Source organism: Scleromatobacter humisilvae (assembly GCF_023231945.1).
In the GTDB taxonomy this organism is placed as follows: Bacteria; Pseudomonadota; Gammaproteobacteria; order Burkholderiales; family Burkholderiaceae_C; genus Scleromatobacter; species Scleromatobacter humisilvae.
Genome location: NZ_JAJLJH010000011.1, coordinates 97,941 through 110,792, shown reverse-complemented (window position 1 = coordinate 110,792; position 12,852 = coordinate 97,941). Strand labels below are relative to the sequence as shown.

The window sequence follows — 12,852 nt, the reverse complement described above, 5'->3', positions numbered from 1 at the left end:
CATGGAGTCCCTGCACTTCGAGTTCGACGGCGGCCGCCCGCGCGCACCATTCGCGCCGACGCTGGTGGGCGTCGTCGCATCGGGCAACCTCGAGGTTCTGGTGGAGTGCGCGCCAGGTACCGGCTGCCGTATCGACGTCGACACTTCGGCGCGCGGCTTCGGCGCGATCTGGGAGGCCGTTTTGCGCGACTTCCACGACCGCCACGACATCGCCGGCATCGCGATATCGATCCACGACATGGGCGCGACGCCTGCGGTCGTGAGCCTGCGGCTGGACCAGGCGATGTCGACGATCGCGGGAGCGACGCCATGAGCCAGAGCTTCGCGGAGATGTCGGCGCGCGAGCGTCTCGCGGCCATCGTCGACGCCGGCAGCTTCCACGAATGGCTGCCGCCGTCCGAGCGCGTGACGAGCCCGCATCTCGCGCAGCTGGGCGTGCCGGCGGCGTTCGACGACGGCGTGGCCGTCGGCCGCGCCCTGTTGGCAGGACGCGCGATCTTCGTCGCCGCGCAGGAGGGCGAGTTCATGGGCGGCGGCGTCGGCGAGGTGCACGGCGCCAAGCTGGTCGGCCTGCTGCGGCGCGCGTTGCGTGACAGGCCCGGCGCGGTGGTGCTGCTGGCGGAGTCCGGCGGCGTGCGGCTGCACGAGGCCAACGCCGGGCTGATCGCGGTTTCGGAGGTGATGCGCGCGCTGCTCGACGTGCGCGCCGCGGGCATCGCCACCGTGATGCTGATCGGCGGCGCGAACGGCTGCTTCGGCGGCATGGGCATCGTCGCGCGCTGCGCCGACACGGTCGTGATGAGCGACATCGCGCGGCATGCGATGTCGGGCCCCGAGGTGATCGAGTCGTCCAACGGCGCGGGCGAGTTCGACTCGCGGGACCGCGGGCTGGTGTGGCGCACGACCGGCGGCAAGCACCGCTGGCTCACCGGCGACTGCGACGCGCTGGTCGAGGACGACCCCGTGGCGTTCCGCGCGGCCGCGATCGCGGCGATCGACGCGCATCGGCCGATGACGCTGGCCGCGCTGCGGCTGGAGTCCGCGCTGCTGCAGCAACGCGTCGACGCGGACGGCGACAACGCCGACGCGGTCGAACTCTGGACGCGCCTGGGCATCGACGACGCGCGCGCCGTGCCCGATCTGGACGCGGACGCGGTGCGCGCCCTGCGTCCGGCCGCGCTGGCCGCGCTTGCGAACGGGGGCGCGTGATGGACTGGCGCTCGGTGGCCGCGGGCCTGTTCGGCGACGACCACGCCATCGTCGCCGACGGCGACTTCCTCGCCGGCACCGCGACGTTCGACGGCGCGACGATCGCCCTCGTCGGCACGACCCACCACGCGGAGGTCGGCGTCGACCTCGCGCTGCGCCAGGCGCGTGCCGTGCTCGACATCGTCGAGAACTCCCCCGGCCGGCCGCTGCTGCTGCTGGTCGACACGCAGGGCCAGAAGCTGCGCCGCCGCGACGAGCTGCTGGGCATCCACCGCGCGATGGCGCATCTCGGGTGCTGCCTCGATCTCGCGCGGCGCCAGGGCCATCCGGTGATCGCGCTCGTCTACGACCAGGCGCTGTCCGGCGGCTTCATCACCTCGGGCCTGATGGCCGATGCCTGCCATGCGCTGCCCGAGGCCGAGATCCGCGTGATGCGCGTTCCGGCGATGGCCCGCGTGACCAAGCTGTCCGAGCAGTTGCTGGAGTCGCTGTCGTTGACCAACCCGGTCTTCGCGCCCGGCGTCGCGAACTACGTGGCGATGGGCGGCGTGCGCTCGCTGTGGGAGGGCGACCTCGCGGCGGGACTGCGCGCGGCGTTGGCCGACCGCGATGTCTCGGATCGCCGCGCGGAAGAGGGCGCGCAGCGCGGGGGCCGGCGCGTCGCCGCGGATGTGATCCGGCGCGTGCTGGAGGCCTGATGGCCGAGCTCGACTTCGCCGTCCCGCCGGCCGCGCGGCTGCCGCAGGCGCTGCATCGGCAGCAGCTGGTGCGGCTGTCCGCCGACGGCTGGGCGCGCGTGCTGCAGGCGCCCTGGGATGCGGACGCGCACGCCTGCCTGGCGCTGTGGGCCGGGCGCGGGCTGCCGCTGGTCGTCACGCGCCAGCCGCCGTCGCACGACGACGCGCTGGCCACCGGGCTGCCCGCGCCGTCGCGCTTCCGGCGCCGCCGCCTAGCCGTGGCGGTGGCGTCGCGCGACGTGCTGTTCCTCGACGAGTTTCCGGACGCGGGGGCCGTCACGCGCCTGCTGCCGCGCGGCCTCGCGCCGGCGTGGCGCGCGCTTGTTGGCGCGCTTGCCGCGAGCGACTGCGCCGCGCGCGTCTACGGCGGCTACGGCTGGCAGGCGTTGACGCGGCTGGCGTACGTGCACGCGCAGTCCGACCTCGACCTGCTGCTGCCGGTGAGCTCGAACGGGCAGGCCGACGACGTCGCGCACACGCTGGCGTCGATGCCGTGGGACGGCCCGCGGCTGGACGGCGAGCTGCTGTTTCCCGACGGCGCCGCTGTCGCCTGGCGCGAATGGCGCGAGCTCCGCCAGGGCCGCGTCGCGCAGGTGCTGGTCAAGCGGCTGCGCGGCGTCGCGCTCGAGAGCTTCGCATGAACGCGCGCGCGCCCCTCGCGTCGCCCGACATCCCGCCGCGCGACGATGCCGGCGCCTTCCACGCTCGGCTGGGCCGCGCCGCCATCGCGTCGCTGTACGACGAACTCGCGCTCGAGCCCAAGCCCGGCCTGGTGTCGTTCGCCGACGCCGGCAGCCACGACGACATGGACGGCGGCACCTTCCTGCGCAGCCTGTTCGCGTTGCGTCACTTCTTCGTTCGCGTGGCGGCGCAGGGCGCGCGCGAGGCGGATTTCGCGCCGCTCGAAGCGCTGGGCATCGAGGCCGAGGCCCGCATGCTGCACGCCACCGGCGGCGTCAACACGCATCGCGGCGCGATCTTCACGCTGGGCCTGCTGTGCGCCGCCGCGGGCGCGGCACGCGCCGCCGGCGAGCGATGCGACGCCGCCAACCTGCGCCGCGTGCTGCTCGCGCGCTGGGGCGATGCGCTCGCGTCGCGCGCGCGTCGCGCGCTCGACACGCACGGCGCCCGCGCGGCGCGCGCGCATGGCCTGCGCAGCGCGTCCGAAGAAGCGGCGCAAGGCCTGCCGACGCTGTTCGACCACGTGCTGCCGGCGCTGCGTGCTGCCCGCGGCGCCGGGGCCGACGATCGCGGCGCGAAGCTGCACGCGCTGTTCACCGCGATGGCGCAGGTGGACGACACCAACCTCGTGCACCGCGGCGGACTGCAAGGCCTGCGCGACGCCCAGCGGCTGGCGCGCGACTTCCTCGCCGAGGGCGGCGGCCTGCGCGCCGAGGCAGCGGCGCGCGCGGCGCGCGTGCACGCGCTGTTCGTCGAACGGCGCCTCTCGCCCGGCGGCGCCGCCGACCTGCTGGCCGCGGCATGCTGGGTCGAGCGCGTGGAGCGACTGGACGTCGCATCGCGATGAGCGTCGCGCTGCTGTTCCCCGGCCAGGGCACGCAGCAACCGGCGATGCTGCCGTGGCTCGAGGCCGACGACGCGGCGCGGCCGATGCTCGCGCAGTTGGCCAACGTGCTCGGAAGCGACTGGCGCACGCACCTCGAAGACACGGCCTGGTCGCAATCCAATGCCGTCGCGCAGCCGCTCGTCACCGGCGTGAGCGTCGCAGCGTGGTCCGCGTTGGCGAGCAGCCTCCCGCGCGTGGTGGCCATCGCGGGGTACAGCGTCGGCGAGATCGCGGCGTGCGTCGCGGCGGCCATGCTCACAGTCGACGACGCGATGAGGCTCGCGGTGCGGCGTGCCGCGGCGATGGACGCGTGCGCCGTCGATGGCGCGGCGGGGCTGCTTGGCGTGTCGGACGTCGCTGCCGCGGACATCGGCGCCGCCTGCGCGCGCTGGGGCCTGGAGATCGCGATCCGCACCGGCGAGCGTCGCTGCGTCCTCGGCGGTCCGGCCGCCGCGCTGGCCGAGGCCGCGACGCGCCTGGCCGTGCTCGGCGCGAAGACCACGCCGCTGGGCGTGCGCGTGGCCTCGCACACGCGCGCGATGCGCGCGGCCGTGCCCGCGCTGGCGCAGGCGCTGGCGCAGGCGCGCTGGCACGCGCCGCGCGTCGCGTGGGTGGCCGGCATCACGGGCGCGGTGGTGCGCGACGTCGCCGAGGTGCGGCGCGTGCTGGCCGAGCAGGTCGCGACGACCGTGCGCTGGGACACCTGCATGGACACCGTCGCCGAACGCCGCCCCGATGCCGTGCTGGAGGTCGGCGCCGGCACGACGCTGGCGCGGCTGTGGCGCGAGCGCCATCCGTCGATTCCGGTGCGCTCGTGCGACGAGTTCGCCAGCGCGGCGCAGGCCGTCAGGTGGGCCGCGACGATCGAATCGCGTTAGCGCGGAGATACCCCCTGGCCCATGGACAAGCCGATGGGAGATCGCGTGGTCGGGCAGTCGCGGTGACACGAATCCGTCGCTGTCTCGTCACGCCGCCTGGCTAAGGTTCGGGCCATCCCAAGCCCTTTCCGGAGTCACGATGAAACGCCTGCTCTCGTCCCTCTTGCTGGCCGCGGCCGGCCTCGCCGTCGCGCCGTTCGTGTCGGCCACGGTGCTCACGTTCGACGACCTCGCGGGCGACGACTTCGTGCCGGCCAACTACGGCGGCCTCGACTGGTCCGCCGGCGACTGGTTCGCCTTCGGCGACGCGCAGCCGCCGTTCAGCGCGCACTCGGGCAGCATGCGCATCGCGAGCGGCTTCGGCGACGCCGACGCCGCCACCGCGATCGGCCTGGGCGACGGCAGGACCTTCCAGGGCGCCTGGTTCGCCGGCTACGAGGATGTCGACGTGTCGTTCAAGTTGTACGAGCACGGCGCGCTGGTCGCGACCTCGGCCACGCTCGCCACCTCGGCCACGCCGACCTGGTTGGCGAGCGGCTATGCGGGGCTCGTCGACGAGGTGATCGTCTCGAGCGCCGACCAGGGCGGCTTCGTGCTGGACGACCTCACGTTCTCCGCCGCGGTGCCCGAGCCCGCATCGACGGCGCTGCTGGCCTGCGGGCTGGTCGCGCTCGCCGCCGTCGCCCGCCGCCGCGCCTGAAACGCCACGTCAAAACCTCACGCCGGAACGCCATGCCATGACCCTCGACCGCCGCAACTTCATCCGCAGCATCGCCACCGCCGCCGGCTCCACCGCCGCGTTGAGTGCCTTCCCGCCCGCGATCGCGCGCGCGCTCGCCATCGCCGCCAACGACCGCACCGGCACGCTGGAGGACGTCGAGCACATCGTCTGCTTCATGCAGGAGAACCGCTCGTTCGACCACTACTTCGGCTCCATGGCCGGCGTGCGCGGCTTCGCCGATCCGTTCCCGATCCCGGTGCCCGACACGGCCCTGCTGGCGGGCAGGACCGTCTGGTACCAGCGCAACGACACCGCCACGGGCAGCAACCCGAAGGTGCTCGCGCCGCAGCACAACGACACCTCGGCCAACTTCGCGCTGATCCGCACCGCCGATACCCCGCACCTGTATCCGGACGCGCAGCTCGCGTGGGACCACGGCCGGCTGTCCAACTGGCCGCAGTACAAGAACAACCCGTCGATGGTGTACTTCACGCAGGCGGACATCCCGTTCCAGTTCGCGCTCGCCAACGCGTTCACGCTCTGCGACGACAACCACTGCTCGTTCACCGGCGGCACCAACCCCAACCGCTGCTTCTTCTTCACGGGCACCAACCACGGCCACGACGATCCCGGCCAGCCGGGCATCTTCAACGGCCCGGCGATGGACAACAGCTACAACGCGCTCACCAACGGCACGGTCAAGGGCGGCTATACCTGGATGACGTATGCGGAACGCCTGGAGGACGCGGGCGTGTCGTGGCAGGTCTACCAGAACGAGGAGGTCGAGTTCTACGCGTTGAACTCGCTGCTGGGATTCAGGAATTTCCGCGATGCCAATGCCGCGAGCACGCCCAGCGTGTCGCCCACGCGCACGCCGCGCCAGCAGGCGCTCTACGAGAAGGGCATCAGGACGCGCGACCTCGACCTGCTCAAGGCCGACGTGATCGCCGGCACGCTGCCCAAGGTGTCCTGGATCTGCGCGACGTCGTCGGGCTCCGAGCACCCGGGCGCATCGAGCCCGGCGCAGGGCGCGGCCTACATCGCCAAGGTGCTGGATGCGCTCACCGCCAATCCGGACGTGTGGAGCAAGACCGTGCTGATCATCAACTTCGACGAGAACGACGGCTTCTTCGACCACGCCGCGCCGCCGGCGCCGCCGTCCTACGTCACGTGGAACGCCGACCCGTCGCAGTCGGTGCTTGCGGGTGCCAGCACGGTGGACGCGTCCGACGAGTATCTTGGCGACGCCGATGGCGGGATCACCACCGTCGATCCCTACAAGCACCATCCGTTCGGCCTCGGGCCGCGCGTGCCGATGTACGTCATCTCGCCGTGGAGCAAGGGCGGCTGGGTCAACTCGCAGGTGTTCGACCAGACTTCGACGATCCGCTTCATCGAGAAGCGCTTCGGCGTGATGGAGCCCAACATCAGCGCGTGGCGCCGTGCCGTCGTGGGCGACCTGATGTCGTGCTTCAACTTCGCCACGCCCAACGACACCGACCTGGTCTCGTCGCTGCCGGACACGACCGCGCGCGACGCCGCCAGCCGCGCGCTCGGCAAGACGACCACGCCGACGGTCGCGCCCGTGCCGGTGCTGCCGGTGCAGGCGCAGGGCATCAAGCCATCGCGCGCGCTGCCGTACGCGCTGCACGCCACGGCGACGGTGGTCACGAGCACGACCAGCCTCGGCGCGGTCTCGGTGCGCCTGACCTTCACCAATGTCGGCACGCAGGCGGCGGTGTTCCATGTCTACGACCGCAACAACCTGACCGCGATCCCGCGCCGCTACACCGTCGAGGCCGGCAAGACGCTGGTCGACACCTGGGCGCCCCTGGCCTCCGGCGCGTACGACCTGTGGGTGCTCGCGCCGAACGGCTTCCACCGCCACTTCACCGGCAACGCACGCCGCGTCGCCTCGGCCGGCCAGCCCAACCCCGACGTCGTCCTGAGCTACGACGCCGCCGGCCGGCAGCTGCGTGTCCAGCTGAGCAACGCCGGCCCGGTGCAGGCGACGTTCGCGCTCGCGGCCAACGCGTACTACCCGGCGGATCCTTCGACGATCCCGGTGGCGGCCCACAGCACGACCATGCTGACGCTGCCGCTCGCGGCCAGCAACGGCTGGTACGACTTCAGCGTGCGCGTGAACGGCCAGGCCGACTACAGCCGCCGCTTCGCGGGCCGCATGGAGACCGGCGCCGATTCGACCAGCGACCCGGCGATGCACGGCGCGGCGGTCGGCAACCAGTACAAGGTGAGCTGATCATTCTCGTGGAAAGTCGAGGGACAGTCTTTCGGCGCTAAGCTCGGCAGACTTGCCGACTGCGCCGAAAGCCGCCCGTGACGCCTCCGCCACCCGCACCACCCGCTCCACCCGCCCTGCCGACGAAGTTCCACGCCGGCGGCCTCGTCAACGCCGCGGTCGTGCTGGGGCTGCTCTATTTCGGGCGCGAGGTGCTGGTGCCGATCACGCTGGCGGTGATCCTGAGCCTGCTGATCGCGCCGCTGGTGCGCAAGCTGCGCCGCTTCGTGCGCTCGCAGGTGTGGGCGGTGCTCGGCGCGGTGGCCGTGCTGACGCTGCTGGTCGGCGGGCTGGCGGGGATGATCGTCTCGCAGGTGGTGTCGATGGCGGAGAGCCTGCCGCAGTACGAGACCACGATCCGCGACAAGCTGAAGACCGTGCAGGACGTGACGACCAGCCGCGTGCTGCAGGGCGAGGCCGGCCGCATGATGAGCCGGCTCGGCGACGAGGCCGGCGCGGCGTCGGTCCCGGCGCGCGCGACGCTGGAGGGCGCGCCGCTGACCGCCTCGGGCGCCGTGCCGGTGGAGATCCGGCCGCGCGCGCAGACGCCGGTGGAGGTGATCTCGCACCTGTTCTCGTCGATCTGGGGGCCGCTGGGCCGCGCGAGCATCGTGCTGATCGTGATGGTCTTTGTGCTGCTCGAGCACGAGGCGCTGCGCGACCGCTTCATCCGACTGCTGGGCGGCTCGGACATCCGCCGCACGACGCAGGCGTTCAACGATGCCGGCGAGCGGCTGTCGCGCTTCTTCGTGTCGCAGCTGGCGGTCAACGTCGGCGTCGGCGTGGCGGTGTGGATCGGGCTGTTGCTGATCGGGCTGCCACACGGCGTGCTGTGGGCCGTGCTGACCTCGCTGCTGCGCTTCGTGCCCTACGTCGGCGTGTTCATCGCGGCCGGCAGCGCCGCGCTGCTGGCGGCAGCGGTCGATCCGGGCTGGACGCTGGTCTTCGAGCTGCTGGGGCTGTTCGCGGCGGTGGAGCTCGTCTCGTCGCAGGTCGTCGAGCCGCAGCTGTATGGCCACAGCACCGGGCTGTCGCCGCTGTCGGTGGTGGTGGCGGCGATCTTCTGGAGCTGGATCTGGGGCCCGATCGGCCTGCTGCTGTCGACGCCGCTGACACTGTGCCTCGTCGTCGCGGGCCGCCACATCAAGGGCCTGGCCTTCCTCGACGTGCTGCTGGGCGACACGCCGGCGCTGACGCTGTCCGAACGCTTCTACCAGCGCGCGATGTCGGGCGACCACGAGGAGATCGTGGCGGCGGCGCAGGCCTATCTGAAGCGCAAGTCGTTTGCGCGCTACTGCGACAAGATCCTGATGCCTGCCCTGCAGCTGGCCACCGCCGATCTCGGGAAGCACAGCATCACGCCGCAACAGCAGGCGACGGTCAAGAGCACGGTCGCGCGCGTCATCGAGGCGCTCGGCACGGACGGCTGCCGGCCGACGTGGCGAAGTCGGCGCGGCTCCGTGCTCGACGAGACCAGCATCGGCGTGCACCTGCGCCTGCAACGCGAACGCGTGGCGGGCCATTGGCAGGGGCCGCTGGAGGTGCCTCCGGGCTCGGTCGTGCTGTGCATCGGACTGGGCTCGATGCGCGACGACCTCGTCACCGAGCTGCTGGTGCGCATCCTGCGCACGCAGGAGGTCGACGCGCGCCACCTCTCGCTGGAAGACATCGGTCGCGGGCCGCCGCCGGGCGCGAGTGCCGGCAGTGTCGCGATGCTGTTCGTCGTGAGCGCCCACCCGGCCGACGAATGGGAACGCGCCGCGACGCTGCTGCCGACGCTGCGCGAACGCTTCGCCGATGCGGCGGTGATCGCGCTGCTGCCCGAGGGAGAGTTTTCGACGGCCGACGAGGCGCTGGATCTCGTCGTCCACTCGTTCGAGGAGGCCGCCGCCGAGGTGGCGGTCCGCTTCAAGAAGACCCCCGCAAGCTAGGCAGCCGGCAGGCCGACGTGCAGCACGATCTTGCCGCGCGCCTGGCCGCTCTCGCCGAGCTGGTGCGCCCGCGCGGCGTCGGCCAGCGCGAACTCGTGCGACAGGGCCACGCGCAGCCGGCCGGCGTCGACGAGCTCGGCGATCTTCGCCAGCACGTCGCCGCGCGGCGGCGTCTGCAGCATCTCGGCGCGCGCGCCGGCGGCGGCCGCGCGCTCCGGCGACGGCGGCACCGCGGTGGCGACGAGCAGGCCGCCCTTCTTCAGCACGCCCCACGAGGCTTCCTGCACCGCGCCGCCGACGGTGTCGATCACGACGTCGACGTCGCGCACCAGCGTCGCGAAGTCCTGGCGCTGGTAGTCGATCACCTCGTCGGCGCCGGTGGCGCGCGCGATCGCGATCGAGGCGTCGCCGGCGGTGACGCTCACGCGCGCGCCCGCGTGACGCGCGAGCTGCGCCGCGACGCTGCCCAGCGGCCCGCCGCCGCCGTGGATCAGCACCTTCTGGCCGGGCTGCACATTCGCGACGTCGAACACCGCGCGCCACGCGGCCTGCGCGGGCGTGGGGATCGCGGCGGCCTCGGCGAACGAGACCGTGCGCGGCTTGCGCGCGACCTGCGCGGCGTCGACGGCGACGAACTCGGCATACGTGCCTTCGCGCGGGAAGCCGGCGAAGAAGAACACGGCGTCGCCCGGCTCGAACGTGTCGACCTCGGTGCCGACCGCCGCGACGACGCCGGCGGCGTCCCCGCCCGGCGTCAGCGGCACCTGCAGCCCGAATTGCGCGGCGAGCGCGCCGGAACGGATCTTCCAGTCGACGGGGTTGACGCCTGCGGCGACGACGCGCACGAGCACCTGGCGTGGGCCGGCGACGGGCACGGGGACGTCCTGCAGCTCGAGCTGGTCGGCGGCGCCGAAGGCATTGAGGCGGATGGCTTTCATGGAAATCTCCTTGGGAGGGTTGGCTTGGGGTGAGTCAATGGTGGGACTTCGCACCCTCGAAGAGAACCCGCAGCGCCGGGATTGATCTTTCCATTCATGGAATAAAGTACCGCCATGAGCGATCTCTCCGCCCTGCACGACATGACCTTGTTCGTCGAGGTGGCACGCGCGAAGAACTTCAGCGCCGCGGGGCGCCACCTGGGCGTGCCGGTGGCCACGCTGTCGCGCCGCATCGCAGCGATGGAGCGCGAGTTCGGCGTGCGCCTGTTCGACCGCACCACGCGCCGGGTCGAGCTGACCGAGGCCGGCGCGCGCTACTTCGAGCGCTGCGCGCACCTGGCCGACGAGGCGCGGCTGGCGCAGGAGGCCTTGCGCGAGACCGCGACGCGGGCGAGCGGTCACCTGCGCGTGTCGATGCCGGTGGATCTCGGCCTGTACGTGATCGGGCCGCTGCTGCCGGAGTTCGCGCGCCAGTTCCCGGGCATCACGCTGGATGTCGACCTGTCGTCGCGCCACGCCGACCTGGTGGGCGATCACCTGGACGTCGCGATCCGCCTCGGCGAGGTCAAGGGCGACCAGCTCGTCGTGCGCCGCATCGGCTACGCCGAGCGCGCGCTGTTCGCGTCGCCGACCTACCTCGACCTGCGCGGCACGCCGGCGCATCCCGACGACCTCGCCGCGCACGAGGGCCTGCTGCTGCGCGCGTCGCGCCTGCAGACCCGCTGGCGCCTCGAGCGCGAGGGCGTGGCGGTCGACGTGACCGTGCGCGGGCGCGTGATGGTCAACAACCACAGCCTGCTCAAGGTGCTCGCCGAGCGCGGCATGGGGCTGGCCGCGCTGACGCCCGACCTGGTGCGCGACGCGCTCGCCAGCGGGCGGCTCGTGCGCGTGCTGCCGCAATGGGCGATGGCGGCGCTGCCGGTGCACGCGGTGACGTCGTCGCGGCTGCAGCCGGCCAGCGTCAAGGCGTTCGTCGCGTTCCTGGCCGATCGGCTCGCAGGCTGACTGCCAGGATCGCCGTCGCCAGCACGATGCCGGCCAGGTGCGCCAGCGTCACGCCGTTGGCGCGCGTGGCCGCGTCGAGCCAGGCGACGCCTTGCGTGGTGGCGTAGGCCGCGACGATGAAGGCCAGCTCGAAGGGCCGGCTGCTGCGGGTCAGCGCGACCGAGGCGAGGCCCCACAGCGCGACCGAGGCGGCCATCACGAACGCGGTGGTGCTCATGCCGGGATGCACGATCGACTCGTGCAGCAGCCCGGGCGCAGCCGCGATCCAGGCGAGGCCGACGAGCATCGCCGCGCGCGCCAGCAGCAGCCGGCGACGTGCGCCGGGCGCCGTCGCCACGAGTTCCAGCGTGCGATGGTCGTGGTCGCGCAGGCCGGTGCGCGCGAAGACATCCAGCAGCATCGTCCATCCGGCCAGCATCGCGAGCGCGACCGCATGGCGCGGGCCGAACAGCTGCACGCCCCACAGCGGGAGCCACGCGGCCCACCACCACCCAGGCCGCTGGCGCAGCACGACATGGGCTTCCGCAGCGATCAGCACGCCGGTCGCCGTGCCTTGCAACGGCCGCAGCACCGCGCGCAACCAGCGCAGCTGGCGCGGCGGGCGCCTGGCGCCGGACGCCGGCGTCGCTGCGCGGGCGGCGGCCCAGTCGAGCAACGGCACCGCCAGCAGCACGCCGGCGATCGCCGCCGCGAGCCACAGCATGCGGCCCCACAGGACGGCGCCACGCACTTCCCACGTCGTCCAGACGAAGCGCGCCGGCGGCGCCGCCACGCCGCCGCAACCGACGCAGAAGCCCTCGAGCCGCGTCTTCTCCGGCAGGCCGCGCGCGATCTGGTGTTCGATGGACCACTGCATCATGCGCATGGCGGGAAGGTCGCTGGTCCATGGCTGCTCGATGCTCGCCGCGGCACCGGCGGCGCGGGCCGCCCGGTCGTGCACGATGCCGGCGGGTCCGGTCGTCAGCAGGCCGATCCACACGAAGAAGAACACGATGTTGCCGACGGTGCGCCGCAGCAGCGGAACGACGTCGAACCAGATCGCGAGCATCGCGCTGAAGGCCAGCGTGGGCAGCGCGATGAACAGGCTCGGCTTGACCAGTTCCCACAGGTCGACGTGGCGATCCTCGGCGCGCACGAGCTGGGCGACGAGGCCGACGACGAGTGTCGCGAACAGCAGCCCGCCCATCACCGCGACGTGGCTCGCCCACTTGGCCAGCAGGTACGCGCCGCGCCGCATCGACGTCGTGCCCAGCAGCTGCCAGACGCGGGTGTCGAAGTCGCGCTGCACGGTGCCGCGCACCAGGTAGAAGCCGACCAGGCCCCACAGCAGGGACAGCATCGCCAGCACCATCCCGATCCACGCGCTCGAGTAGAAGCCGCGATGGTGGTCGCCGATGGCCACGACCAGGTAGCCGGCGTCGGCGGGCGGCAGGCACCACCAGCCGGCCGCCGTGATGGCCAGCGCGGCGACCCGGAAGCGCGTGCTGCGCGTGCGCTGGCGCAGGTCGGCAAGACACAGGGCGCGCGCGACGCGCCAGGCAACGGGCGGCGGCAGCGTCCCGCTCAT

At 72.8% G+C, this 12,852-nt stretch carries 12 protein-coding genes; 10 read left to right on the top strand and 2 right to left on the bottom strand.

Features of this window, described 5'->3' with window-relative positions; genetic code table 11:
• The first annotated feature begins 1 nt into the window (after nt 1).
• From mdcC to LPC04_RS25080, 9 genes are all read left to right on the top strand, one after another.
• A complete protein-coding gene (mdcC, locus tag LPC04_RS25120) occupies nt 2–313 on the top strand; it encodes a malonate decarboxylase acyl carrier protein (protein ID WP_275685059.1) in 312 nt (103 codons plus the stop codon).
• Nucleotides 310–1,209 carry a biotin-independent malonate decarboxylase subunit beta gene (locus LPC04_RS25115; RefSeq protein WP_275685058.1) on the top strand — a complete coding sequence of 300 codons (900 nt, stop codon included), beginning with the start codon at nt 310–312 and terminating at the stop codon, nt 1,207–1,209. Before mdcC ends, LPC04_RS25115 begins: the two co-directional genes overlap by 4 nt.
• Nucleotides 1,209–1,907, top strand: coding sequence for a biotin-independent malonate decarboxylase subunit gamma (gene mdcE, locus LPC04_RS25110; RefSeq protein ID WP_275685057.1), 699 nt, complete (start codon nt 1,209–1,211; stop codon nt 1,905–1,907). Before LPC04_RS25115 ends, mdcE begins: the two co-directional genes overlap by 1 nt.
• Nucleotides 1,907–2,587, top strand: coding sequence for a malonate decarboxylase holo-[acyl-carrier-protein] synthase (mdcG, locus tag LPC04_RS25105; protein ID WP_275685056.1), 681 nt, complete (start codon nt 1,907–1,909; stop codon nt 2,585–2,587). The genes mdcE and mdcG overlap by 1 nt, the downstream gene beginning before the upstream one ends.
• Nucleotides 2,584–3,474, top strand: coding sequence for a triphosphoribosyl-dephospho-CoA synthase MdcB (gene mdcB, locus LPC04_RS25100; RefSeq protein WP_275685055.1), 891 nt, complete (start codon nt 2,584–2,586; stop codon nt 3,472–3,474). The genes mdcG and mdcB overlap by 4 nt, the downstream gene beginning before the upstream one ends.
• Nucleotides 3,471–4,391, top strand: coding sequence for an ACP S-malonyltransferase (locus LPC04_RS25095; protein WP_275685054.1), 921 nt, complete (start codon nt 3,471–3,473; stop codon nt 4,389–4,391). Before mdcB ends, LPC04_RS25095 begins: the two co-directional genes overlap by 4 nt.
• A gap of 139 nt (nt 4,392–4,530) precedes the next feature.
• A complete protein-coding gene (locus LPC04_RS25090) occupies nt 4,531–5,091 on the top strand; it encodes a PEP-CTERM sorting domain-containing protein (RefSeq protein WP_275685053.1) in 561 nt (186 codons plus the stop codon).
• Between the two features lie 37 nt (nt 5,092–5,128).
• Nucleotides 5,129–7,372 (top strand): phosphocholine-specific phospholipase C, encoded by a 2,244-nt coding sequence (locus LPC04_RS25085; protein ID WP_275685052.1) that lies wholly within the window; start codon nt 5,129–5,131, stop codon nt 7,370–7,372.
• Nucleotides 7,373–7,449: 77 nt separating this feature from the next.
• Nucleotides 7,450–9,342: an AI-2E family transporter gene (locus LPC04_RS25080; protein ID WP_275685051.1), complete on the top strand. Its 1,893-nt coding sequence runs from the start codon at nt 7,450–7,452 to the stop codon at nt 9,340–9,342.
• On the opposite strand, the gene LPC04_RS25075 is transcribed toward LPC04_RS25080, so the two are convergent.
• The gene (locus tag LPC04_RS25075) at nt 9,339–10,280 is read right to left on the bottom strand and encodes an NADP-dependent oxidoreductase (protein WP_275685050.1); all 942 of its coding nucleotides are present in this window, start codon (nt 10,278–10,280) and stop codon (nt 9,339–9,341) included. The genes LPC04_RS25080 and LPC04_RS25075 overlap by 4 nt on opposite strands.
• Before the next feature lie 114 nt (nt 10,281–10,394).
• Here LPC04_RS25075 and LPC04_RS25070 point away from each other — a divergent pair, with 114 nt between their 5' ends.
• Nucleotides 10,395–11,285 carry a LysR family transcriptional regulator gene (locus LPC04_RS25070; RefSeq protein WP_275685049.1) on the top strand — a complete coding sequence of 297 codons (891 nt, stop codon included), beginning with the start codon at nt 10,395–10,397 and terminating at the stop codon, nt 11,283–11,285.
• Here LPC04_RS25070 and LPC04_RS25065 read toward each other — a convergent pair.
• The gene (locus LPC04_RS25065) at nt 11,242–12,852 is read right to left on the bottom strand and encodes a hypothetical protein (protein WP_275685048.1); all 1,611 of its coding nucleotides are present in this window, start codon (nt 12,850–12,852) and stop codon (nt 11,242–11,244) included. The two genes, LPC04_RS25070 and LPC04_RS25065, sit on opposite strands and share 44 nt — an antisense overlap.